The organism is Dyella marensis, assembly GCF_049532885.1.
Classification (GTDB): domain Bacteria; phylum Pseudomonadota; class Gammaproteobacteria; order Xanthomonadales; family Rhodanobacteraceae; genus Dyella_D; species Dyella_D marensis.
In genome coordinates, this window is record NZ_CP064029.1 from 184,265 (window position 1) to 208,505 (window position 24,241).

Below are 24,241 nucleotides of genomic sequence, written 5' to 3' on the forward strand. Positions count from 1 at the left end.
CCGCCGTGCCTTCCCCGGCAGCGGCGGCGGATGGCGGCCAGCCGAGGCTGGCCGTGCTGACTGGCGCTCACGGCGCTATTGGTAGGTCAGCGTGTAAGTAGCCGTCGCCGTCACCTGGCCGCTGCCGGCCGGCGTGGCGGTCAGGTAGTACTGCGCGTAGTACGGAATGCTCAGCGTGCCATTGGGCGTGGCGCCCAGCGACTTCGCTGTGTTGAAGGTCACCGGATTGCGGCTGCCGTCGAGCAGGCGCACGCCCACGTTCGCCGCCTTGCCGGTGCCGGTGGCCGGCGCGATCACGCCGGCGCCGGTGCCCGGCGTGGACGTGGCCAGCGTGATGGACACGTTCGAACCCGACTGGCAGCTGAGGTTGATCTTGAACGCCGTGGTCGCGGCGGTGGCGCCGACGGCCGTCAGCGCACTGGTGCTCACCGGCGGCAGGGCCACGTTGAGCGTCTGCGAATCGGTATTCACCGAGCAGGCGATCACGCTGACATTGCCGCCGCTGAAGGTGAGGCTGGACAGCGGGCCGACGCTGGCGGTCTTGCCGTAGATGTACCACCAGAACTGCATGAGCTGGATCGAACCCAGTGCACCGGGTGTGATCGGGCCGGTCTTGACCAGCTTGGCGGTGAAGGTGGAGGTAGCGCTGGTGGTGGGGTAGTTGACCGTCACCGCTTCGAAGCCCGCCGTGCTGCCCGGGCCGCAGCGCAGGCAGGCGCTGTCCGAGGCTTGCACCGGCGTCGCGGTGACCACCAGGGCCACGCCCTGCACATTGGTGTCGAAGGCGATGCCGCCGCCGCTGGGCGGATCGCTGGGATCGCGCGGCGCCAGGTTGCCCGCTTGCATCGTCACCACCTTGCCCTGCGCCGTGTTGTCGTACGGCATGCCGGTGCAGCTGATGGTGATCGGCGCGGTGCCTGAAGTAGCCAGCACCGTGCCCACCGGCGCGCTGGGCGACACGCTGACGTTGCCGATGCTCAGCGTATTGTTGGTGATCGTGCAGTTCACCGCCGCGCTGGCGCCCAGCGGCAGCAGGCACAGCAGCAGCGCCAGCAGCAACAGGCCGCCGATGCGTCGCGAGAAATGGAACATGCGCATCACGGGTGGCTCCCGCTGCCCGACACCGCCGCGGTACAGGTGGCGTCGAACTTCTGGTAGCTGTCCGCCGCGCCCTTGGCCGCAGCGGGCAATTGATAGGGGAACTGGCAGCGCAGCGCGTTCTCGTCGGCATCCTGCCACTGCACGCTCAGCACGCCGCGGTCGCCCGCGACGCGGGCCAGGATACGCCCGGCCTGGCCGACCACGCCCACGTTCTTGCCGTTCTCGTCCACCACTTCGGCACCGAACGGCACCACGCGGCCGTCGGCCTGCTTCACGCGCACGATCATCGAGCGGCCGCTTTCGGTCTTGTAGCGCAGCATCACCACGGCGCCGGCATGCGGCGCCGTTTCGGCGCTGGTGCTTTCCATCTGCACCGACAGCGGCAGGCCCTTCGGGTCGATCTGCACGGTGTTGCGGTTGTACGGCGTGAGGTAGGGCACCAGCGCATAGCCGGCGCCATTGATGCGCACGCCGGCGGCGTTGAGCACGCGCGCGCCCTTGGCGTCCGGCGCGGAGACGATCGCCACGGTGTCGCCCATCGGCTGGCCGAAGGTCACGCCGCCCGGATGCGCCACCACGGAACCGGCCACGGTGACCGAGGCCTGCGAGTAGCCGCTGCCCTTGCCGTAGCTGGCGTTGAACTGCGCGAACGGGCTGCGGTAGCCGCCGTACACAGTGCCGGCATTGCTGGAATCCGTACCGTTGCCGCCGTTGTCGTGCGTGGCGGTGGCGCCGTAGCTGTATTCGTTGTCGACGCCGGCGGTGCCGCTCAAGGTGCCCTGGGCCAGCGAATGGCCGCTGCTGTCGTGGCTCACGGTGGCGCCGAAGGTCGGCGCGTGCACGCTGTCGCCCAGCGGCAGCGAGATGCTGGCGAAGAACTGGTTGCTGAAGCGGCCGTTGACGTCGCGCACGCGCGTGGCCGACAGGTTGTAGCTCAGGCGGCGGAACGCGTTGTTGTAGCCCACCTGGAACTGCACGTCGGTGCCGCTGCGGCTCCAGTAGTCCACCGCGGAGCCGGTGACGTAGACGGTGCCGCCGCTCTGGCCCAGGCGCTGGTTGACGTTGATGTCGAAGCGGCTGCGCTGGCGGTCGAGCTGGCGGGTGAAGCTGGTGAAGCTGTTGGACGCGCCCTGCAGCGCCTGGCGCTGCTCCGGCGTGAGCAGGTCGGGCGTGCTCACGCCGTTGATGGTGGTGAGCGTGGTGGGGTCGACGTAGCGGTAGCCGCGCGCGATGTCGCGGGTCAGCAGCGCGTCGCGCAGGCCCAGGTAGCCGCTGGTGGAATAGCGGTAGGTGGCCACGCTGAAGGACGTGTTGCTCTCCGGGATGATCTTGCTGTAGCTCAGCCGCACGCTCTGGCCGTCCTGGCTGGACTGGCCGGGGATCTCGGTGCGCGCCGCGGTGACGTCCAGCGCGATCGCGCCGTAGTGCGTGTTGAACGCGCCGCCCACCTGCACCGCGCCGTAGCCGGAGGTGCCGACGATGCCGGCGTAGCCGGTGAGCAGGTTGCTGAAGCCGTGCTGCACGGTGGCCTGCGCGATCGCCGGCTTGGCGTGGATCGAGGTGTCGTGCAGCTCGCCGGCCACCACCGAGAAGCGCGTGACGCCCGGGCGCAGCAGCTGCGGCACCGAGGCGTAGGGCACGGTGAAGTTGCGGATGCGGCCGTCGGCTTCGGTGACGGTGACATTGAGGTCGCCGCCGTAGCCGGTGGAGTAAAGATCCGAGATCACGAACGGACCCGGCGACACCGTGGTTTCGTACAGCACGATGCCGTTCTGGCGCACCGTCACCTTGGCGTTGGACTCGGCCACGCCGCGCACGGTCGGCGCGTAGCCGCGCAACGAATCCGGCAGCATGCGGTCGTCGGTGGCGATCTGCACGCCGCGGATGCTGACGCTGTCGAACAGCTCGCCGCCGGTATACGAATCGCCGATGGTCATCTGCGCGCGCAGCGACGGCAGGTCGCGGCGCAGATAGGTGTCGATGTTTTCCCAGTGGCGGCGCGACGGTGCGCCGGCGGCGCCGGACTGCATCAGCAGCGTCGAATCGTGGCGCAGCTGCCAGCCGCCGAGGTTGATGCCGGTGTTGAGGCCGAGGAAGGACGACGTCTGGCTGACGCCGCCGTTGCGCGTGCGGTAGCTGTTGAAGCTGTAGTTGAGCAGCGCCGCGTCGACGCCGCGGTCCCAGTTTTCCGGACTCACGTAGCCGCGCGCGCGGGTGCCCAGCCAGGCCTGCGGCACGCTCACGTCCAGGCGCAGGTTCGGCTGGTCGAAGTTCATGCTGGCCGCGTCGATCAGGCTGCCGATGTCCAGGCAGCCCTGCGCGTCGTTGAGCTTCGCCTGCTGTTCGGCGGACAGCTTCTGCAGCGGCAGGCCGAGGCGGTCGAACAGTTCCTTCGACAGGCACGGGATGGCGTTGGCATCGGGCTTGGGCGAAGCGAAACGCACGTCGCCGCGCGCCACCCAGGCGCCGTTGAGGAAGATGTCGGTGCGGTAGACGCCGGGCACCACGATGGTGCCGCGCTCGAAGCGGGAGAGGTCGCCGGTGTTGCGGCCGGCGCCCGACAGCAGATTGCGGTCGAAGCTCGCTTCCACCGGCGCGGAGGCGTCGGCGCCGGAAGCGGCCGCGCCGTTCGCCGCCGCCGGCGCCGCGGCGAGCGCGCCCAGGCTCCAGCCGCCCAGCGCGCCGGCGATCGCCAGGCACAGCAGCGCACGCCGGCCACAGTGGCCGCCGTTGCGGTCGCTGCCGTGGCTGGCGCGCAGGAAGCTCACGGGGCGATGGCGCCCGTGTAGCTGTCGGCGGCGCCGAAATCGTTGATCGCGGTGAACTTCACCACGCTGCCGGCGGCAGGCTTCGGCGCGCCGTCGTGCAGCGGCAGGCGCAGGTCCGACAGCGGCGCGACCATGCCCAGCTCCGCGGCGACGGCCTTGCCGCCGACGCTCACGCTGAGCTCGGAAATGGTGACGTGGAACGGCGTGGGGTTGTGCGCCACCAGCGCCTTGCCGTCGGCGTCGACCTTCCAGGTCAGCTGCGACGGCGCCTTCAGCGGATCGCCCTGCAGGCCGGCCGGGCGGTAGAACAGCTTCAGGCGCGAACGCAGCGCCAGCTGCAGCAGGTTCTGGCCCTCGGCCTGCGGGCCGGTGGGCTTGGGCGGCACTTCCAGCACGTTGAGCCAGAACAGCGACTCGCGGTCGGCCGGCAGCTGCTCGTGCGTGTAGACGATGCGCAGGCTCTGCTCCTTCTTCTGCTCCATGCGGAACAGCGGAGGCGTGATCAGAAAGGGCACATCGACGGATTCGGGGGTGCTATGCACATCGCCGCGGTCGATCCACGACTCGACCAGCACGGGGTGGTCGTTGTCGTTGGTCAGGCGCACGGTCACTTCGCCATCCTTCGCGGGGAAGACCACGCGGGTGCCGCCGATCAATACATTGGCGTGCGCGGCCGGAGCGCCGAGACACAGGGCCAGCAGGCCCGCGCCCAGGGCGCAGACAAACTTCCTCATGGATTTCCCTCGCTGCGAACTTGAGATGCTCCGCCGGTGGCGGCGGAGTGGGCGCCGGAACCGCATGGGGTCGAGCCACATGGGTTCCGGCGCGGACTTGCCTCTACAACTGACCGCCTAGCCGGGCGGGACTTACTGGTAAAGCATCGTGAACTGCACGGAGGTGGTCACGTTGCCGGCGCCGGCGGCGGCGGTCGCGAAGTACTGCGCGTAGTAGTTCAGGTTGCCGGCGCCGCTGGTCAGGGCGACCTGCTGCGAGTTCTGGGTCGAGGCCGTGCCGGCCAGGTTGATCGCGCTGAAGTCGCTGTTGAGCAGCTGCACTTCGACGCCGGTGGCGCTGCCGCCGTTCTTCAGGTTGCCGTCGGCCATGATGGTCGGGCCCGGCTCGAAGAAGGTCTGGGCCTTGGTCAGCGAGCCGCAGTTGCTCAGGGCCAGCGCGAAGGCGGTGCGGCCAGCGGTCGTGCCGGCGGCGCTCAGCGAGGTGGTCGACACGGTCGGCAGGGTCACGTTGACCGTGGCCGGGCTGTTGGCGCCGTTGATCTTGCAGGTGGAGGCGTTGACGGAGCCGGTGATGTTGATGGTGCCGTCGGCGGCCGAAGCCTGGTTCGGGGCCAGGGCGGCAAAGCCCAGGGCGGCGATCAGGGCGGTGGCGAGAACGTTCTTCATGGTATGCCTTTGTCCTTAACGGGTTTTTGGTTGGGTACGGCAGTGGTTGCGCTCCGGACGCGGGCTTGGTCTCTCGTCCCCCTGCGTCTTTCTCCGAGGGGAGGGCGCTGCCGGCGCTTCCCTCGTTGGCGATGGGCCTATGCAGAAGCCATGCCAAAAAACGTGATCTAGTTGACACTTAAATCTGAGAACAATCTCTCAGAATTTTCCTACCAACGATTAAGCAACGTCAAAAATTTGTCGAGGACATGGAGGGTCAAAAAGTGACCTCCGTGGGCCAAGTCCTTGCCTGTACGCAAAAAATCGTACAAACGCCCAGGTTTACAGTGCTCCTGTCAAGCGTGCTTGACATCGCGCTGGGCCCTGCCTAGCATGCTGTCAAGCTTGCTTGACACGGCAGGCGTCCTGATCGACGGGGGAGCGAGGCGTATGGAGGGGGCGATGGAAAGTCTGACCAGGCGCATGGCGGCTTGGCCGGCGTGGGCCCGGCGCCTGCTGCTGGGGCTGATCATGGCGGGGTATTTCGCGGTCGTCGGGCTGATGGCCCGCCTGCATGGCACCGGCTCGCGCGTGCTGACCCTGGTGCTGCTGGTCGCGTTGACCTGGCTGCTCGCCTACGTGTCGCGCGCCACCGCCTGTTCGGAAGCGGACGGCGAAATGCGCCGCGAGGACCGCCGCTACCTCGCCGAGTTCGTGCCGGCCATGGCGGTGTACTTCGCCCTGATGCTGTTCGTGTGGCCGCTGCATAAGACCACCGGCACGGCCTGGCTGAAGGCGCTGATCGCGCTGGCGCCGGCGTTGCCGGTGGCGGCGATGGCGGTCTCGCTGTTCCGCTACGTCACCGCCAGCGACGAATTCATGCAGCGCCTGCACCTGCAGGCGCTGGCGCTGGCCGCGGGGGTGGTGGCGGTGCTCAGCGTGGCCGTCGGCTTTCTGGCCGCGGCCAAGGTGGTCAGCCTGGACGGCACCGTGCTGCTGCTGGTGTTTCCGGCGCTGATGCTGGTCTACGGCCCGACCCTGGCCTGGGCCAAGCGCCGCTACCGCGACTGACGCGATGGAGAACCGGGTACGCGAACTGCGCGCCGGGCGCGGCTGGTCGCAGGCCGACCTGGCCGCGCGGCTGGACGTGTCGCGGCAGACCGTCAACGCGGTCGAAACCGGCAAGTACGACCCCAGCCTGCCGCTGGCTTTCAAGATCGCGCGGCTGTTCGAGCAGCCGATCGAAGCGATCTTCCAGCCGGACGGCGAGGCGGGGCACTGACGCATTGGGGATGACAGCGGCCGCACGGCCGCATGAGCGAGGGGAACACAAGCAATGGCCATCAAGGGACGCACCATGGTGCGCATCGCCGCCGTCGCGCTGGGGTTGGGCGCGCTGGCCTGGAACCAGTTCCATGCGCGCGGCGGCGGCAACGACGCGGCCGCGGCGGACGACGGCACGCCGGCCGCCGCGGCATCCGTCGCGCCGGCCCGGCCGGAAACCTGGCGGCTCGGTTCGCTCACGCTGACGCCGTGCGAGCTGGGCCAGCCCAACAGCGGCATGACCACCGCCGCCTGGTGCGCGCCGTTCGAGGTGCCGGAGAACCGCGACGACCCGCACAGCCGCAAGATCAAGCTGAAGTTCGGCGTGATCCGCAGCAGCGCCCAGGTCGCCACCGACGACATGGTGGTGCTGCTGGCCGGCGGCCCCGGCCAGGCGGCCACCGAAACCTGGCCCGGCGTGGCGCCCGCGCTGCAGCCGCTGCTGGCGCACCGCCACGTGCTGCTGCTGGACCAGCGCGGCACCGGCGGCTCCAACCCGCTGACCTGCAAGCCGGCCGAAGCGAAACCGGGCAGCGACGAAGAACTCGCCTTCGACCCCGCCAGGCTGCGCGCCGAAACCGCGGCCTGCCTCAAGCAGCTCGAAGGCAAGGCCGATCCGCGCTACTACACCACCACGGTGGCCACGCAGGATCTGGACGACCTGCGCCGCGCGCTGGGTTCGCCGAGCTTCGACCTGGTCGGCGTTTCCTACGGCACGCGCATGGCCCAGCAGTACCTGATGCGCCATCCGGAGGCGGTGCGCGCGGTGGTGCTGGACGGCGTGGTGCCGAACGAACTGGTGCTGGGCGAAGACTTCGCGCAGAACCTGGAAAGCGCGCTCAAGGCGCAGTTCGCGCGCTGCACGGCAGACAAGGCCTGCCACGAGCGCTTCGGCGACCCCTACCAGACGCTGTACCAGCTGCGCGATGCGCTGCGCGCCAATCCGCACCAGGTCAGCTTCCGCGATCCGCAGAACTATCAGAGCGTGCAGCGCGTGCTGAGCGAGTACTCGCTGGCCAGCGTGGTGCGCATGTTCGCTTACTCCCCGATCACCGCCGCGCTGCTGCCGGTGTCGATCGACGCGGCCGCGCATGGCGATGTCGGCCCGCTGCTGGGCCAGGCCAAGCTGCTGTCGGGCGATCTGTCGGACACCATGAACGGCGGCATGCAGTCCTCGGTGATCTGCAGCGAAGACGCCGACCTGTTCACGCCGCGCCCGCAGGACGCGCACTCCATGCTCGGCACCCGCGTGCTCGACACCTTGCAGGCGGTGTGTTCGGTGTGGCCCAAGGGCACGCGCCCGGCCGACTTCCACCAGCCGGTGAAGAGCGACAAGCCCGCCCTGCTGTTCTCCGGCGAGTACGACCCGGTGACGCCGCCGGCCTATGGCGACACCGTGCTGAAGGGCTTCGCCAACGGCCGCCACTTCGTGCTCAAGGGACAGGGCCACAACGTGGTGACGGCCGGCTGCGCGCCGGACCTGCTCAAGCATTTCGTGGAAGACCTGGCGCCGGCCAAGCTCGACGCGAAGTGCCTGGAGCGCCTGCAAGCCACCCCGCAATTCATCGATTTCAACGGAGCCGCGCCATGATCGAGGTGAAAGACCTGCACAAGGCATTCGGCACGGTCAAAGCCGTCGACGGCGTGGGCTTCACCGCGCGCGACGGCGAGATCACCGGCCTGCTCGGCCCCAACGGCGCCGGCAAGACCACCACCCTGCGCATGCTGTACACGCTGATGAAGCCGGACCGCGGCCAGATCCTGGTCGACGGCATCGACGCCGCCGCCGATCCGCTGGCGGTGCGCCGCCAGCTCGGCGTGCTGCCCGACGCGCGCGGCCTGTACAAGCGCCTGAGCGTGCGCGAGAACATCGATTATTTCGCGCGCCTGCAAGGCCTGCCCGAGGACGAACTGGCCACGCGCCGCGAGGCGCTGATCAAGGCGCTGGAGATGGAAGAGATCGCCGACCGGCGCACCGAGGGCTTCTCGCAGGGCCAGCGCGTGAAGACCGCGATCGCCCGCGCGCTGATCCACGACCCGCGCAACGTGATCCTGGACGAGCCGACCAACGGCCTGGACGTGATGGCCACCCGCGCGCTGCGCCAGTTCATGCAGAAACTGAAGGCGGAAGGCCGCTGCGTGCTGTTTTCCAGCCACATCATGCAGGAGGTGGCCGCGCTGTGCGATCGCATCGTGGTGATCGCGCACGGCCGCGTGGTGGCCGACGAATCCCCGCAGGCGCTGCGCGAGCAGACCGGCGCGGCGAACCTGGAGGATGCCTTCGTGAAGATCATCGGCAGCGAGGAGGGCCTCGCCGCATGAACACCGTTGCCTACAAGGCGCGACGCGCCAACGCCTTCCTTACCGTGTTCCTGAAAGAAGTGCGCGAGAACCTGCGCGACCGCCGCACCCTGATCAGCGCGCTGCTGACCGGTCCGCTGCTGGGGCCGCTGATCTTCGTGATGCTGGTGAAGGCCTCGCTCAACCGCGAGCTGGAGAAAGCCGAGCAGCCGCTGAAGGTGCCGGTGATCGGCGCCGAGTACGCGCCCAACCTGGTCGGTGCGCTGAAGGCCGGCGGCGTGGTGCCGCAGCCGGGCATCGGCAATCCCGAGCAGGCGGTGCGCAAGCAGGATGCCGACGTGGTGGTGCGCATCAGCCCGGATTACCCCGCGGCGTGGCGCAAGGGCGAGCCGGTGCAGGTGGAGGTGCTGTTCGACTCCTCGCGCAGCGACACCAATACGCCGGTGGAGCGCGTCAGCAAGCTGGTGGAAGGCTATGCGCGCCAGCAGGGCGCGATGCGCCTGGTGGCGCGCGGCCTGTCGCCCGGCACCGCCTGGCCGATCGCCGTGGCCAGGCGCGACCAGGCCACGGCGCAGGCGCGCGGCGTGCTGATGTTCGGCATGCTGCCGTACTTCTTCATCATCACCATGTTCATGGGCGGCATGTACCTGGCGATCGACCTCACCGCGGGCGAGCGCGAGCGGCAGTCGCTGGAGCCGCTGTTCGCCAATCCGGTGGCGCGCTGGAAGATCCTCACCGGCAAGCTGGCGGCGATCTGCGCGTTCTCCGGCGTGAGCCTGGTGATCAGCCTGGTGGCGTTCGCCCTGGTCGGCCGGCTGGTGCCGACCGAGAAGCTGGGCATGGAGTTGGACCTGGGCGTGCATTTCGGCTCGCACGTGTTCCTGCTGATGCTGCCGCTGCTGTTGCTGCTGGCGGTGCTGCAGTCGCTCGTCGCGGCGTTCGCCAAGAGCTACCGCGAGGCGCAGACCTACGTGTCGCTGCTGATGTTCGTGCCGGCGCTGCCGAGCCTGCTGCTGACCTTCATGCCGATCAAGCCGCAAAGCTGGATGTACGCGGTGCCGGTGCTGGGCCAGCACCTGGGCGTGATGCGCCTGCTGCGCGGCGACGCGGTCGACATGCAGCAGCTGGCCACCTGCGTGCTGGGCACCCTGGCCGCGGCGCTGCTGCTGTTGCTGGTGACGATGCAGCTGTACCGCTCGGAGCGGCTGGCGATCTCCTCCTGAGCTGCGGGTACCATGGGGGTTTCCCGGACTCGAGGAAGCCCCCATGCGTTACCGCCTGCTCGCCGTGAGCCTTGCCGCCGCCCTGGCCGGCTGCAGCTCGTCCCACCAGGACGCCGCCGCTCCGGCGGAGCCCAAGCCCGCCCCGGCCGCCACCGCCCCGGCCCAGCCGGCGCCGCCGTCCACCGATGCGGACCTGGCGAAACAGCGCATGGGCGACTACGCCACGGTGAAGCTGAGCGCGGATCTCTCCGGCTTCGACGACCAGCAGAAGCAGATGCTGGCCCTGCTGGTGCAGGCGGCCGACGTCACCAACAGCCTGTACTGGCAGCAGTCCTGGGGCGACAAGGCAGCGCTGATGCAGCGTATTCCGGACGAGGACACCCGCCGCTACGCCGAGATCAACTATGGCCCCTGGGACCGCCTGCACGACGACCAGCCCTTCGTCGCCGGCATCGGCCCGCGCCCCGCCGGCGTGCAGTTCTATCCGGCCGACATGGGCAAGGACGAGTTCGAGAAGGCGGATCTGAAGGACAAGGCCTCGCTCTACACCCTGCTGCGCCGCGACGCGCAGGGCAAGCTGATGACCGTGCCGTTCCATGAGGCCTACAAGGCCGATCTCGAAAAAGCCGCCGGCCTGCTGCGCCAGGCGGCGGAGCTTTCCGCCGACAAGGATTTCGCCCATTACCTCAAGCTGCGCGCCGACGCGCTGCTCAGCGACGAATACCGCAAGAGCGACTTCGCCTGGATGGCGATGAAGAAGAACCCGGTCGACATCGTGATCGGCCCGATCGAAACCTACGAAGACCAGCTGTTCGGCTACAAGGCCAGCTACGAGAGCTATGTGCTGGTGAAGGACCAGGCCTGGAGCGAGAAGCTCTCGCGCTTCGTCAAATACCTGCCGGAACTGCAGCGCGAGCTGCCGGTGGAGGCGAAATACAAGGCCGAAAAGCCCGGCTCCGACGCCGACCTCAACGCCTACTTCGCCGTGTACTACGCCGGCGACGCCAACGTCGGCGCCAAGACCATCGCGATCAACCTGCCCAACGACGAGGAAGTGCAGCTGAAGAAGGGCACGCGCCGCCTGCAGCTGGAAAACGTGATGCAGGCGAAGTTCGACAAGATCATGCTGCCGATCGCCAAGGAACTGATCGCCGGCGACCAGCAGTCGCATCTCACCTTCGATGCGTTCTTCGAGAACACCATGTTCCACGAGGTGGCGCACGGCCTCGGCATCAAGAACACCTTGACCGACAAGGGCCTGGTGCGCGCCGCGCTGAAGGACCAGGCCTCGAGCTTCGAGGAAGGCAAGGCCGACATCCTGGGCCTGTACATGGTCAGCAAGCTGGCCGAGAAGGGCGAGCTGGACAAAGCCAGGCTGATGGACAACTACGTCACCTTCCTGGCCGGCATCCTGCGCTCGGTGCGCTTCGGCGCCAGCGACGCGCATGCGAAGGCGAACATGGTGCGCTTCAACTTCTTCAAGCAGCAGGGCGCCTTCAGCCGCGACCCGGCGACGGGCCGCTACCGCGTGGACTTCGACAAGATGACCGCGGCGATGAACGCGCTGTCCGCCAAGCTGCTGACCATCCAGGGCGATGGCGACTACGACACCGCCAAGAAGCTCACCGACAGCATGGGCAACGTGGATGCCGAGCTGGCCGGCGACCTGAAGAAGCTGGACGGGGCGAAGATCCCGGTGGATATCGTGTTCGAGCAGGGCCTGGACGTGCTGGGCCTGCAGCAGCCCTCCAAGTAGCCCCACCGCTACCCCCTCTCCCCTCCGGGGAGAGGGCTGGGGTGAGGGGCCGGGCGGAGCAGTGAGCTCAAGATCGGAAAAGACCTAAAAGCTCTTTCCCGATCCGCAGCATCAAGCATCCAGGTCCGGAATCAACCGGCTTTCCAAGCGAGCGATCGCATCCTTAAGCAGCAATTTCCGCTTCTTCATCCGCGTCAGCTGCAGCTCGTCGCGGCCCATGGCCGCGGCCAGGGCGTCGATGGCGATATCCAGATCGCGGTGCTCGACGCGCAGTTCGGCCAGCAGATGGGCAATCTCGGCGGGATCCTGGACCTGCATGGGCGGCGGCTGGCGGCTGGCGAAAGGACGAAACCCGAGTGTACTCCGCCGGGCCGGGGCCGGTGGAGTTGCCGGAAGGCAGGGCGGGGCCGGGGCAGGGCCGCTACAATGGGCGGCCATTCGCTCGCCGATGCCACGCCATGTCCGCCCAGCCCGAAGCCACACGCAAGCAGCAGTACGAGGCCGCCAAGCTGGCCAAGCGCCTGCGTCACCAGGTCGGCCAGGCCATCGCCGACTTCAACATGATCGAGGACGGCGACAAGGTGATGGTGTGCCTGTCCGGCGGCAAGGACTCCTACACCCTGCTGGACATCCTGCTGTCGCTGCAGGCGAAGGCGCCGGTGCGCTTCGAGCTGATCGCGGTGAACCTCGACCAGAAGCAGCCGGACTTTCCCGAGCACGTGCTGCCGGACTACCTCACCGCCCGCGGCGTGCCGTTCCACATCATCGAGCAGGACACCTACAGCACGGTGACCCGCGTGATCCCGCAGGGCAAGACCATGTGCAGCCTGTGCTCGCGCCTGCGGCGCGGCGCGCTGTACACCTGGGCCGCGGCCAACGGCATCACCAAGATCGCGCTGGGCCACCATCGCGACGACATCCTCGGCACGTTTTTCCTAAATCTTTTTCACCAGGCCAGCCTCAAGGCGATGCCGCCGAAGCTGCGCTCGGACGACGGCCGCCACGTGGTGATCCGTCCGCTGGCGTACTGCAAGGAAGCCGACATCGCCGAGTACGCGCAGCTGCAGCAGTTCCCGATCATCCCGTGCAACCTGTGCGGCTCGCAGGAGAACCTGCAGCGCAAGGTGGTCAAGCGCATGCTGGAAGATTGGGAGAAGCAGTACCCCGGCCGCAGCGAGACCATGTTCCGCGCGCTGGGCGCGGTCGCTCCCTCGCAGCTGGCCGACCGCAACCTGTTCGATTTCGCCTCGCTCGGCGCGCGCGAAGGCGCGTCCCGCGCGGACGCGCACCAGTGGCTGGCCGGTGCGCCCGAAGAACCAGCCGAAGCCTGATCCCTCCCCCCCTCACTTGCGAGTAACGCCGTGTCGCACTTTGCATCCGTTGAAATGACTCCGGGCGATCCGATCCTGGGACTCACCGAGGCCTACCTGGCCGATGCGCGCCCGGGCAAGGTCAACCTTGGCGTGGGCATCTACTACGACGAACAGGGACGGATCCCGCTGCTGCGTGCCGTGCACGAAGTGGAGCAGCGCCTGGCGCAGGAAGCGAAACCGCGCGGCTACCTGCCGATCGACGGCCTGCCGGCCTACACCCAGGGCACGCAGAAGCTGGTGTTCGGCGCCGAATCGCCGCTGCTGGCCGCCGGCCGCGTGGCCACTTCGCAGACCGTCGGCGGCAGCGGCGCGCTGCGCGTGGGCGCGGACGTGCTGAAGAAGGCCCTGCCGAAGGCCAAGATCGCCATCAGCAACCCGAGCTGGGAAAACCATCGCGTGGTGTTCCTCGCCGCCGGTTTCGAGGTGGTCGAGTACACCTACTACGACCCGCAGACCCACGGCCTGGATTTCCCCGGCATGCTGGCGGACCTCGGCAAGCTCGAACCCGGCACCGTGGTGCTGCTGCACGCCTGCTGCCACAACCCGACCGGCGTGGACCTCAACGCCGAACAGTGGCAGCAGGTGGTCGAGGTGGTGAAGGAGCGCCAGCTGCTGCCCTTCATCGACATGGCCTACCAGGGCTTCGACCAGGGCATCGACGCCGACGCCACCGCGGTGCGCCTGTTCGCCGCCTCGGGCCTGGAGTCCTTCGTGGTCACCAGCTCGTACGCCAAGTCGTTCTCGCTGTACGGCGAGCGCGCCGGTGCGCTCAGCTTCGTCGCCGCGGATCGCGACGAGGCGCTGCGCGTGCAGTCGCTGGTCAAGCGCACCATCCGCTCGATCTATTCCAGCCCGTCCACCCACGGCGGCGCCCTGGTGGCCGGCGTGCTCAACAGCCCCGAGCTGCGTGCGATGTGGGAGCAGGAGCTGGGCGAGATGCGCGAGCGCATCCACGCGATGCGTGCCGGCATGGTGGAGAAGCTGGCGGCGCACGGCGCACCGCAGTTCGGCTTTATCCAGCAGCAGGCCGGCATGTTCTCGTACTCGGGCCTGAGCAAGGCCCAGGTGGATCGCCTGCGCGACGAGTACGCCATCTATGCGATCGGCACCGGCCGCATCTGCGTGGCGGCGCTGAACCGTTCCAACCTGGACACGGTGGCCGCGGCGGTGGCGGCGGTCAGCAAGAACTGAACGCAAGAACGCACGTCACACCGGCGTCACGCGTGACCGTTTGAATTCCGGTTCGACCGAAGGCGCGGCTGCAAGGCCGCGCCTTTTTTCTTGCCTGGAGGAACGTCGTGATGAAGAGAGCATGGATCGTCCTGTCCGCTGCCACCCTGCTGTGCGCCACCGCCGCGCACGCCGCCAGCACGCGCACCAGCTGGGTGGTGTCGCAGGTGTATGGCTATAACCACCCGTTCGCCGCTACCGACAGCGCGGAGCTCGGCACCAAGATGTCGACCATGGCGGCCAGCGCCTTCAATTTCTATCGCGGTACCGCGCATATCTTCTACCAGGACATGCAGACCCTGCCGGCGTCCAGCTACACCACCATGCAGACCGGCTACACCTGGATCGGCGGCGACGCGCATATCGGCAACTTCGGCGCCTGGCAGGACAGCAGTGGCAACACGGTGTTCTCGGTGGACGATTTCGACGAGGGGTATCTCGGCCAGTACGTGTGGGACCTGCGCCGCCTCGCCACCAGCATGGTGCTGGCCGGCCGCGCCAATGGCCTGGCCGACAGCGACATCAAGACCGCGATCGACACCATGGTCGGCGCCTATGTCGACAAGATGGACGACTTCAAGGGCAGCAGCGCCGAGTTGAGCTTCCAGCTCAAGAACGGCAATACCTCGGGCGTGGTGAACGACACCATCGCCAAGTCCAAGGGCGATGCGCGTTCCGATCTGCTGGCGAAGTACACGCAGGTGGGCGGAAGCACGCGCCAGTTCCAGACGATTGCCGGCACACTCGCCACCGTCGACAGCAGCACTTACAACAACATCGCCGCGGCGATCGGCGGCTACGTCAACACCATCGCCTCGTCCAAGCGCTACGCCGCCAGCTACTACCAGGTAAAGGACATCCGCCAGAAGCTCGGCTCCGGCATCGGCAGCCTGGGCCGGCTGCGCTATTACGTGCTGGTCGAGGGGCCGTCCACGTCGGCGTCGGACGATGTGATCCTGGAAGTGAAGCAGGAGGTGTCCAGCGCCGTCGCCGAAGTCGAAGTCGACGACGGCCAGCTGCCGGCCGCCGATTACAACAACCACGAAGGCGACCGCGTGGCGATGACCGCCAAGGCGCAGACCTTGAACGCCGACGTGCTGGCCGGCTACGCGACCATCAACGGCATGGCGTTCTACGTGCATGAGAAGTCGCCCTACGCGGAAGACTTCGATCCGACCAAGCTGAGCAGCGCCGGCAAGCTGAACACCGCCGCCACCTACCTGGGCCAGGCGCTGGCCTCCGCGCACGCCATCTCCGACCAGGACTACGACAGCAGCATCGTGCCGTACAGCATCGACAAGCAGGTCACGAATGCGGTGAGCAGCAAGAGCGGGCTGGAATCGGAAATCGCCACCTTTGCGTTCGGTTATGCCGACCAGGTGAATCTGGACTGGCAGTCCTTCGTCGGCGCGTACAACGCCGGCACGCCGCTGTACTGAGTGAGCGAAGGAGGGCGGCGCGCGCGCCGCCCTCCCTGTCCTCAGTAGTCGTAGCTCACGCTCAGCCGCACATAGCGCGGCAGCTGCCGCGAGGTCGGCGTGCCGTACAGCGGATTGGCCTTGTTCGGCGAGGACTCTCCGTTGGGGAAGATCGCGAGCACGCGCTGCTCGTTCAGCGCGTTGAACACGTTGGCGCTGAAGGCCAGCCGGCTGGCCGCGAACGCGGGCCGGTAGCTCACGCCCAGGTCCAGCTGGCGGATCCACGGCAGGCGCCCCTGGCTGCCGGGCGGCGAGGGTTCGCCGAAGCAGAAGTGGTAGCTGTTGCCGTAGCCGGCGGGGTCGGCGCGGTCCGGGCCGTAATAGCCCAGGCAGGGCTTGGGCGCGCCGGCGATCAGGCTGAGGTTGGCGGAGACCAGCCATTCCGGCGTGAGCTGGTAATAGCCGAAGAACTTCAGCTGGTGCTTGTGATCGTTGTTCTGCGCGCCGTTGCTGTACGCCATGATCCAGGAGTTGTCCCAGTCCTGCGTGGTCGACACCGCGGTCTGGCCGGTGCCGCGCGATTCGCGGTACAGGTCCGAACGCAGCTGGCCTTCGGTATTGCCGTAGCTGCGCGAGAACACGTAGGTGAGCTTGCCGTACCACTGCCCGTCGAACGGATGCTCCAGGAAGGTCTCCAGGCCGTAGTACTTGCGCTTGAGCGTGGGGAAGCCGAACTCCGCGTTGTTGAGCGGCACGCTGACGTAGCGCCCGGAGGTGTCGACCAGGGTGAAGGTATTGGCCTTGCCGGGATTGAACAGCCAGCAGCTCACCGGATTGCTGGACGTGGTGACGTCGTAGCCCAGCGACTGCGCCTTGGCCAGTACGCGGTCGATATCGCAGTAATCGTCGATCGCGCTGCGCAGCACGCGCTGGGTGAGCTTGGCGCCGTAGACCCAGTCGGTGCCGGCGGTCTTGGTGAAGCCGAGGATGAACTCGTCCTGGTATTCGGACTTCAGATCCTGCGTGCTCACCGTCTTGGGGTCGGGCAGGATGCCGAACGCATTGTTGGCCGATACCGGACCCGACATCGCGGTCAGCCCGGTGGGCGTGCCGTCGGCGGCGATGCCGCTGTAGGTGTAGTACTGCGAGGTGCTGACGTAGGCGCCCGCCGCATTGAGCGAAGGATTCAGCGGCAGGCCGAGGTAGTAGCGGCCCGCATTGCCGTAGATCTTGAAGCTGGAATCGCCGTACACGTCCCAGGCGAAGCCCAGGCGCGGCGCCCACTGCGGCTTGTGCTGGGTGATGTAGGCCTGGCCGTCGGCGTTGTAGTTGCGGAACTGGTCGTTGCGCACGCCGATGGAGAGCAGCCAGCGCTCGGTGAGCTGCCATTTGTCTTCGATGTATTGCGCGCGCTGGCTGGAGCGCACGGTGGCCAGGCTGTTGGCCACGGTCTTGACCACGTAGTAGCCCTGCGCGCCGTTCGGGAAGCCGCCCGTAGCCGGCACGCCCAGGCCGGTGGACAGCGGCGTGTTCGGATCGGCCTGGTCGTAGGCCCAGTAATAGCCGGGGCCGGAGGTGTTGGAGCCCTGGTTGAGCGCCTTCGCGGTCTGGTTGTCGATGCCCGCGCTCAGGGTGTGGTCGCCGAGCTTGTAGGTCAGGTCGATGCGCGTATTGGTGGTGCGGTTGCCGCGGCCCGGATCGAACAGCGAGACGATGGTCTGGCTGTTGCCGCGGCCGACACCGCCGTTGAGCGCGGGGTTCTGGTTGGTCACGCCGTCGACGTAGGTGAGCGAGGGGTCGTAGCCGCCCGGCACGTCGTAGTCGGACGTCTTCATGCGGCCGTACTGCGCGGTAAGCGTGAGCGCGTCGGTGAGATAGCCGGTGTACTTGGCCGTGTACACGTCGCCGCCGCTCTTGATGTTGTCGTCCGCGCCGATGCGCGCGCCCTGCGCGCGGTTGACGTAGTCGTAGCGGTAGATGGTGCCCGAGCTGTTGTATTTGTCGGAAGCGCCGGTGACTTCCAGGATGTGGTTGTCGGTGATGTTCCAGTCCAGCTTGCCGTACCAGCGCGGGTCGTTGTGCCGATAGTCGACATACGGCTTGCCGGAAAGAAAGCCGCTGACCGGGTTTACCGTATTGCCTTCCTGCCGCTCGTATTCGCCGGCGACGAACAGGAACAGCTTGTCCTTCACCAGCGGGCCGCCGGCGTAGGCGCTGACCGTGGTGGTCCAGCTGCGGTCGGCGCTGTCCGGCGCGTAGAGATTGCCGGCGACCGGCGTGGCCGGCAGGCCGCTTTCGTAGAAGCGGTCGCGCTGGCGCGCGCGGGCAAATGCCGGCTCCCACAGCACCTGCGTGCCGAAGTGCCATTGGTTGGTACCGCGCTTGCCCACCACGTTGATGACGCCGCCGTCGGAGCGGCCGTACATCGCGCTGTAGCCGCCGGTGTAGACCTCCTGCTGGTCGATCGCTCCATAGGGCAGGGTGAGGCCGCCGAAGCCGCGCAGCGGGTCGGTGGTGTTGAAGCCGTTGACGTAGTACGCGTTCTCGCTGGCCGAGGAACCGCCGAAGCTCACCAGCGACTGCCCAGTGGGGCCGCTGAAGCTGCCGCCGTTGTTCACCACGCCCGGCGCCAGCAAGGCGATGGCTTCGGAGCTGCGGCCCAGTGGCACCTTGGCGAGCTGGTCGGAGGTGACTACGGTGCGCGAGTCGACGCTGGACACGTCGATCGCCGGCAAGGCGTTCGCGGTGACGCTGACGCCGCCGAGGTTCTGCGCCGACACCGCGCCGGCGAACGACACTTCGGTGCCCGCGCCCACGCGGATCGCGATGTTGTCGCGCGTTTCCACCACCTGGCCTTGCCGCTGCAAGGTCACCGTATACGTGCCCAGCGGCAGCTGCGCGACGCTGTAGCGGCCCTTGTCGTCCAGCGGCACTTCGCGGCTCAGGCCGGTGCTGCTCTTGATCAGCACGCTGTCGCCCTGGCCCGACGCCACCTGGCCGAAGATGCCGCCGGTGGTGGCCTGCGCCAGCGCGCCGCCGCTGATGCACAGGCCGATGGCCAGTGCCAGGAATCGTTTGCTGCCCGAGTTAGTCATTGCGTCGTGCTCTCCCCATTGAGCGGGCGCGGAAGCTCCCCGCGGACATGGCATGCCGCGGCTGAGCCCTGCGGTGCCCGCAGTGCCTGGATGGTGCTGTTCAATCCGATGGATGGTCGAAAGCGACGCTGCCGGAAGCCGCTGGCGCGGCCGACGCTTTTCGCTCGAGACATGACCGCGCAACTTCTCCCAGAATGTTGCGATGCGGCATGCGAGTCCGTTATAGCGAAAAGTTTTTTGGATGTATAGATGGCTAAACGAATCCGTGCACGGCTTCGTACTTTTTCCTGAGCCGCAGGTCCGCGGCAGCGGCGATGTGTCCAGGACCGGCATATCGACATGCCCCGGACGGCATGAGCGAGGGCCGGGGCGGCCTCATCCGGTATGATGGTCGTTTCGTGCGCCCCGGTCCGGGGCCGCCAGACCGCCCGGATACCCAGCCCAGTCATGTTCTTCCGCAATCTCACGCTGTTCCGCTTTTCCCCCGCCGTGGCCGAAGACCTCAACCGACTCGACGAAGTCCTGGCCGAGCACCGCCTGCGCCCCTGCGGGCCGCTGGAAATGGGCACCAAGGGCTTCGTGCCGCCGGTGGGGCGGGGCGAGGAGGCGGCGCTCACCCATGCGGTGAAGGCCTGCACCCTGGTCACCGTGGGCAGCGAGGACAAGCTGCTGCCGGCCGCCGTGGTCAACGACGAGCTGCAGCGCAAGGTGCAGAAGATCGCCGAGGAAGAAGGCCGCAAGGTCGGCGGCCGCGAGCGCAAGCGCCTCAAGGAAGACCTCCTCACCGAACTGCTGCCGCGCGCCTTCGTGCGCAGCTCGCGCCTGTCGGCCTACGTGGACAAGCGCCACGGCTGGCTGGTGCTGGATACCTCCAGCCGCAAGTCCGCCGAGAACGCGCTGACCCAGATGCGCGAGGCCCTGGGCAGCTTCCCCGCGGTGCCGCTGGCGCCGGAGGAAGGCCCGCGCGTGCTGATGACCGACTGGCTGGCCACCGGCAACCTGCCGGCCGGCCTGGCCCTGGGCGACGAATGCGAGCTGCGCGACCCGGCCACCGCCACCGGCGCCATCGCCCGCTGCCGCCGCCAGGAGCTGGACAGCGAGGAGATGAAAGAGCACCTGCGCAACGGCAAGCAGGTGTTCCAGCTGGGCCTGGTGTTCGACGACCGCATGAGCTTCGTGCTGGGCGAGGACCTGGTGGTGCGCAAGCTCAAGTTCCTGGACGTCGTTCTGGACGAGATGGGCGACAGCCACCAGGACGCCGCCGCCGAGATGGATGCCAGCTTCGCCCTGCTGACCCTGGAGCTGGAGCGCCTGCTGGGCAAGCTGGAGGAGTGGTTCGGCCTGCCCCGCCCCGCCGACGGCTGAGCCGGCCAGGCTGAACGGCGGCTCGAAAGCGTCGAGCTGCCGCCCGCCAGGCCGCGCGGTTATGCGGCCAATGCTCCGAAACCCGCGCCACGGCTGGAATTTTTCCCGCCTAACCCCATCTATCCTGGTTCCCGGCGCCCTGCGCCGGGCGTCACCCAGCCGTCTTGCATAGCCTGCATGCTCTCCCCACAGTGGCGGGCGGACAATGGCGGGACAGGGCGGCCGGGAGCAGCATAGACAGCAAGGCGGGGTAGTACCGATGACGCAGCATCTGGAAGGCGACTGGCTGGAATTGTCGACGACGAGCGGCGGGACCATCCGCGTGCTCAAGTCCGCGCATCCGCGCGCGCGCCGCCTGCGTCTCACCGTCACGCCGAAGGGCGCGCGCGTTTCCTATCCGCACGGCACGCACCCGGCCCAGGTCAGCGCCTTCCTGCGCAGCCACGTCGACTGGCTGGAGAAGAAGCTCGACGAATTGAACCTGGTGACCAAGCCGCTGCCGCCGCTGCGCCTGGGCTATGCCACCGAATTCCCGCTGCGCGGCGAAACCACCTTGCTGGACTGGGCCGAAGGCCCGTATCCGAAAGTCGAACCCTACGAAGGCGGCCTCACCCTGGTGCTGCCGCGCCCGCATACGCGCGCGCTGCCGGTGGCGCGCGGCCTGCTCGCCTCGTATTTCGAAACGCTGATGCGCCGCGACGTGGCGCGCTGGATGGCCGGCTACGTGCCGCAGCTGGGCCTGGCGCCCACCGCGCTGCGCATCCGCCCGATGAAAAGCCTGTGGGGCAGCCTCGATACGCGCGATCGCATCAACCTCGATCTCGCGCTGGCCCTCGCGCCGCCCGCGGCCCTGCGCTACGTGCTGGCGCACGAGCTGTGCCATCTGAAAGTGCGCAGCCATTCGCCGCGCTTCTGGGCGCAGGTGGAGCACCTCTTCCCCGACTGGCGCGAGCAGCGCGACTGGCTGCGGCAGAACGGGGCGATCCTGAAGGCGGAGCTCGACCGGCTGGTGGCCGACGTCGCGGATTGACCCGCGGTAGGTTGGGGTGAGCGCAGCGAACCCCAACAGTGCGGTGCGCACGAGGCTTGCACCGTTGGGGTTCGCTGCGCTCACCCCAACCTACGCAATGCGGCGGCCGTAGCGCAGATAAAGCCATGCGGTGAGCGCGATCGCCACCACCGAAAACCCCGCCGCCGTGGCGAACAGCGGCCCATAGCGCCCGCCCGACACCAGCCATCCGCCCAGCGGACCGGCCACGCCCAGCGCCAGGTCGGTAAACACCGAATACGCGCCCAGGGCGGAGCCGCGATTGCTCAGCGTCACCCGCTGCACCGCTTCGACGCCCAGCGCCGGGAAAATCAGCGAGAAACCCAGGCCGGTCAGCGCGCCGCCGAACATGGCCATGGCCGCGCTGCCCGCCGACGCGAGCACGATCAGGCCCACGCATTCCAGCGTGAACGACACCAGCGCCACGCGATAGCCGCCGAAGCGCGAGATCGCCCCGCCCAGCACCAGGCGCACGCCGACGAAGCACGCGCCGAACACGCTCAGCGTGGCCGCCGCGCCGCTCCAGCCCATCGCCGCGTAGTACAGGGTGACGAAGGTGGCGAGCGCGCCGAAGCCGATCGCGCCCAGGGCCAGGCCCATGCCGTAGGGGAACACGCGGCCGAACACGTGATGCATCGGCAGCCGTTCGCCGGATTCCACTTTCGCCGCCGGCCGGCGCCATCCGAGCAACAGGCCCGCCACCATCAGCAGCGCGCCCGCGATGCCGATGCCGATAAAACCGAACGCGCTGGCGAGCTGCACGCCCAGCGGCGCACCCGCGGCGAGCGCACCGTACGTCGCCACGCCGTTCCACGAAATCACCTTGGCCGTATGCGCCGGCCCCACGCGCCCGATGCCCCACATGATGCAGCCCGTGCCCACGCAGCTTTCGCCCACGCCCAGCGCGAGGCGCCCGAGCAGCAGCAGCACGAGCGACGCCGGCGGCCACGGCCGCAGCAGGGCGGCGGCGATCATCAGCACGGCGCTGACGCCGCAGGCGGCCATGCCGATCATCGCCGCGCGCTTGGGGCCCGCGGTATCGGAAGTGCGTCCGGCAAAGCCGCGGCTCAGGAAGGTGGCGATGTACTGCGTGCTCACCACCAGGCCGGCGAGCACCGCGCCGTAGCCCAGGTCGCTGTGCACGAACGGCGGCAGCACGGCCAGCTGCAGGCCGATCACCAGGTAGGCCAGGAAGGTGAAGCTGACGATCTGGACGATGCGCCAGGTCAGCCGCAGGCCCTGGGGCTCGTCGTGGATAGCGGTAGTCATGGATTTCTTTAAGGCAGGCCGCGAAGCAGGCGAGGCGCGGCGTCGCCTATTGTCGCAGAGCAGCATGGCTGCGGCGACTAAAGAAACTTTTAAATTCAGCCGTCGGCCGCGGGAAAATCCACCTGGCCGATCCAGTTGCGCTGGCGGCGCGCCAGGCGATCGCCCACGCCTTCCCCGTCCAAGGTGCTGGAACTGCGCTGCAGCAGCGAGGGATCGACGTTCTCGAAGGTATTGACGTTGACCACCGCGTAGAGCTGCCCGTCGATGCGGCTGGTGACCAGCGGCACCACGCCGCAGGTCATGCAGATCTGGAACGCCGCGGTTTCGGTGCCGAAGGCATAGCGCGAGACGCGCGCGGGATCGGCCACGCGCACCTGCAGCCTGCCCTGGGGATTCGACGTCCACAGGCCGCCATGGCGGGTGCAGAAGGTGCAGGTGCACGCGCGCGCCGGGATGCTCTCGGGGTCGGGCTGCCAGTCCAGCACGAACGAGATGTTGCCGCAGTGGCAGCGTCCTTCGATCAGCATGCCGGACTCCCTTCGTCGAACATCAGCCGCCCAGCGGCATGTGCTGCACGGCGAAGGCGCCCAGGATCCGCGAGGTCTCCTCCGGCTTCTCCAGCACCGGCATGTGATTGCAGCCGCTGAGCACCGAGGAGCTGATCGCGCTGGAATGCGTCAGGCCGTTGCGCAGGCTGTCCAGCCCGGAGATGTCGATGATCTTGTCGTCGTGGCACCACAGGCCCAGCACCGGCATGGTCAGGCGGTCCAGGCGGTTCTGCACCGACAGGTACTGCGAGGGATCGAGCAGTTCGTGGAAGGTGCGGTCGGTGAAGGGGCGTTCGTCCTGGTTCTTCTTGATCAGCACGTCGACGAAGCGGCCCGGGATGCTGGGCATCTTCTCGAAGGCCAGCAAGGTGGCGCGTTCGAAGCCGGCGCGGTCGTCGTAGTTGAACAGGTTCGTGCCGGCCAGCGACTGGCGCACGAAGTCGTTCTCCCTGGTCTTCAGGCCGAACGCATCGATCAGCGCCAGCGCGGCCACGTGCTCCGGATGGTCGGCCGCGTAGGTGCCGGCAATGGCGCCGCCCATCGAATGGCCGACCAGGATCACCTGCTGCAGCCGCAGCGCCGCGACGAAGCCCTGCAGGCGCGCGGCCTGTGCATCGATGTTGTAGCTGGCGCCGTCGACGCGGGTGGAATCGCCCCAGCCCGGCAGGTCCGGCGCGATCACGTGGAAATTCGGGGTGAGCAGGCGCAGCTGTTCCAGCCACACGTTCTTGTCGGCGCCGAAGCCGTGCAGCAGCAGCAGGGTCGGACCCTTGCCGCCTTCGTAGTAGACCCACTTGGTGTCGCCCACCTGCACCGAATGCGTTTCCACGTGCGCGGCCATCGCCTTGCGCGCCACTTCCGCGCGCAGCAGCCATTGCGGCGCGAACAGATAGCAGCCGCCCAGGCCCAGGCCCAGCACCAGGGCCACGACGGCGAGGAATTTCAGGCGGCGGATCAGCAGCCGCTGCCACAAGGGGCGCTGGCTGCCCTGGCCGGCGGCGGGAAGGGTGGACTTGGTCATCGTGACGATCCGCGCAGGAGAAA

General features: G+C 68.0%; 20 protein-coding genes. 11 read left to right on the forward strand and 9 right to left on the reverse strand.

The window, feature by feature from the left end:
* Positions 1–75: 75 nt before the first annotated feature.
* The 4 genes from ISN75_RS00730 to ISN75_RS00745 form a co-directional block, all read right to left on the reverse strand.
* Positions 76–1,098, reverse strand: a complete 1,023-nt coding sequence (locus ISN75_RS00730) for a fimbrial protein (RefSeq protein WP_343819235.1) — start codon at positions 1,096–1,098, stop codon at positions 76–78.
* Positions 1,098–3,869, reverse strand: coding sequence for a fimbria/pilus outer membrane usher protein (locus ISN75_RS00735; protein ID WP_343819234.1), 2,772 nt, complete (start codon positions 3,867–3,869; stop codon positions 1,098–1,100). The genes ISN75_RS00730 and ISN75_RS00735 overlap by 1 nt, the downstream gene beginning before the upstream one ends.
* Entirely contained in the window at positions 3,866–4,603 is a 738-nt protein-coding gene (locus tag ISN75_RS00740) for a fimbrial biogenesis chaperone (protein WP_167255020.1), read from the reverse strand. Before ISN75_RS00740 ends, ISN75_RS00735 begins: the two co-directional genes overlap by 4 nt.
* Before the next feature lie 132 nt (positions 4,604–4,735).
* Positions 4,736–5,269 carry a fimbrial protein gene (locus ISN75_RS00745; protein WP_167255022.1) on the reverse strand — a complete coding sequence of 178 codons (534 nt, stop codon included), beginning with the start codon at positions 5,267–5,269 and terminating at the stop codon, positions 4,736–4,738.
* Positions 5,270–5,710: 441 nt separating this feature from the next.
* Here ISN75_RS00745 and ISN75_RS00750 point away from each other — a divergent pair, with 441 nt between their 5' ends.
* The 6 genes from ISN75_RS00750 to ISN75_RS00775 are packed head-to-tail and all read left to right on the forward strand — an operon-like array spanning position 5,711 to position 11,851.
* On the forward strand, positions 5,711–6,319 hold the full coding sequence (locus tag ISN75_RS00750; RefSeq protein ID WP_167255024.1) for a hypothetical protein: 609 nt from the start codon (positions 5,711–5,713) through the stop codon (positions 6,317–6,319).
* A gap of 4 nt (positions 6,320–6,323) precedes the next feature.
* Positions 6,324–6,530, forward strand: a complete 207-nt coding sequence (locus tag ISN75_RS00755) for a helix-turn-helix transcriptional regulator (protein ID WP_167255026.1) — start codon at positions 6,324–6,326, stop codon at positions 6,528–6,530.
* Between the two features lie 54 nt (positions 6,531–6,584).
* Entirely contained in the window at positions 6,585–8,162 is a 1,578-nt protein-coding gene (locus ISN75_RS00760; RefSeq protein ID WP_343819233.1) for an alpha/beta hydrolase, read from the forward strand.
* Positions 8,159–8,893 carry an ATP-binding cassette domain-containing protein gene (locus ISN75_RS00765; RefSeq protein ID WP_168648918.1) on the forward strand — a complete coding sequence of 245 codons (735 nt, stop codon included), beginning with the start codon at positions 8,159–8,161 and terminating at the stop codon, positions 8,891–8,893. Before ISN75_RS00760 ends, ISN75_RS00765 begins: the two co-directional genes overlap by 4 nt.
* On the forward strand, positions 8,890–10,095 hold the full coding sequence (locus ISN75_RS00770) for an ABC transporter permease (RefSeq protein WP_167255032.1): 1,206 nt from the start codon (positions 8,890–8,892) through the stop codon (positions 10,093–10,095). Before ISN75_RS00765 ends, ISN75_RS00770 begins: the two co-directional genes overlap by 4 nt.
* 43 nt (positions 10,096–10,138) lie before the next feature.
* Positions 10,139–11,851 carry a dipeptidyl-peptidase 3 family protein gene (locus tag ISN75_RS00775; protein ID WP_343819232.1) on the forward strand — a complete coding sequence of 571 codons (1,713 nt, stop codon included), beginning with the start codon at positions 10,139–10,141 and terminating at the stop codon, positions 11,849–11,851.
* 111 nt (positions 11,852–11,962) lie between these two features.
* Here ISN75_RS00775 and ISN75_RS00780 read toward each other — a convergent pair whose 3' ends face one another.
* A complete protein-coding gene (locus ISN75_RS00780) occupies positions 11,963–12,169 on the reverse strand; it encodes a YdcH family protein (RefSeq protein ID WP_167255036.1) in 207 nt (68 codons plus the stop codon).
* A 140-nt stretch (positions 12,170–12,309) separates the two neighbouring features.
* Between ISN75_RS00780 and ttcA the strand changes: the two genes are divergently transcribed.
* From ttcA to ISN75_RS00795, 3 genes are all read left to right on the forward strand, one after another.
* On the forward strand, positions 12,310–13,182 hold the full coding sequence (ttcA, locus tag ISN75_RS00785; protein ID WP_343819231.1) for a tRNA 2-thiocytidine(32) synthetase TtcA: 873 nt from the start codon (positions 12,310–12,312) through the stop codon (positions 13,180–13,182).
* Positions 13,183–13,212: 30 nt separating this feature from the next.
* Positions 13,213–14,415: an amino acid aminotransferase gene (locus ISN75_RS00790; RefSeq protein WP_343819230.1), complete on the forward strand. Its 1,203-nt coding sequence runs from the start codon at positions 13,213–13,215 to the stop codon at positions 14,413–14,415.
* Positions 14,416–14,525: 110 nt separating this feature from the next.
* Positions 14,526–15,893, forward strand: coding sequence for a DUF2252 domain-containing protein (locus ISN75_RS00795; RefSeq protein WP_343819229.1), 1,368 nt, complete (start codon positions 14,526–14,528; stop codon positions 15,891–15,893).
* Between the two features lie 41 nt (positions 15,894–15,934).
* On the opposite strand, the gene ISN75_RS00800 is transcribed toward ISN75_RS00795, so the two are convergent.
* Positions 15,935–18,967 carry a TonB-dependent receptor gene (locus ISN75_RS00800; protein WP_167255044.1) on the reverse strand — a complete coding sequence of 1,011 codons (3,033 nt, stop codon included), beginning with the start codon at positions 18,965–18,967 and terminating at the stop codon, positions 15,935–15,937.
* A 447-nt stretch (positions 18,968–19,414) separates the two neighbouring features.
* On the opposite strand from ISN75_RS00800, the gene ISN75_RS00805 reads away from it, so the two are divergent.
* Positions 19,415–20,332: a recombination-associated protein RdgC gene (locus tag ISN75_RS00805; RefSeq protein WP_167255046.1), complete on the forward strand. Its 918-nt coding sequence runs from the start codon at positions 19,415–19,417 to the stop codon at positions 20,330–20,332.
* Between the two features lie 259 nt (positions 20,333–20,591).
* A complete protein-coding gene (locus ISN75_RS00810) occupies positions 20,592–21,362 on the forward strand; it encodes a M48 family metallopeptidase (protein WP_167255048.1) in 771 nt (256 codons plus the stop codon).
* A 90-nt stretch (positions 21,363–21,452) separates the two neighbouring features.
* On the opposite strand, the gene ISN75_RS00815 is transcribed toward ISN75_RS00810, so the two are convergent.
* From ISN75_RS00815 to ISN75_RS00825, 3 genes are all read right to left on the reverse strand, one after another.
* Positions 21,453–22,649: an MFS transporter gene (locus tag ISN75_RS00815; RefSeq protein WP_343819228.1), complete on the reverse strand. Its 1,197-nt coding sequence runs from the start codon at positions 22,647–22,649 to the stop codon at positions 21,453–21,455.
* Between the two features lie 95 nt (positions 22,650–22,744).
* Positions 22,745–23,176: a GFA family protein gene (locus ISN75_RS00820; protein ID WP_167255052.1), complete on the reverse strand. Its 432-nt coding sequence runs from the start codon at positions 23,174–23,176 to the stop codon at positions 22,745–22,747.
* 22 nt (positions 23,177–23,198) lie between these two features.
* Positions 23,199–24,218, reverse strand: a complete 1,020-nt coding sequence (locus tag ISN75_RS00825) for an alpha/beta fold hydrolase (RefSeq protein ID WP_343819227.1) — start codon at positions 24,216–24,218, stop codon at positions 23,199–23,201.
* Positions 24,219–24,241 lie beyond the last annotated feature (23 nt).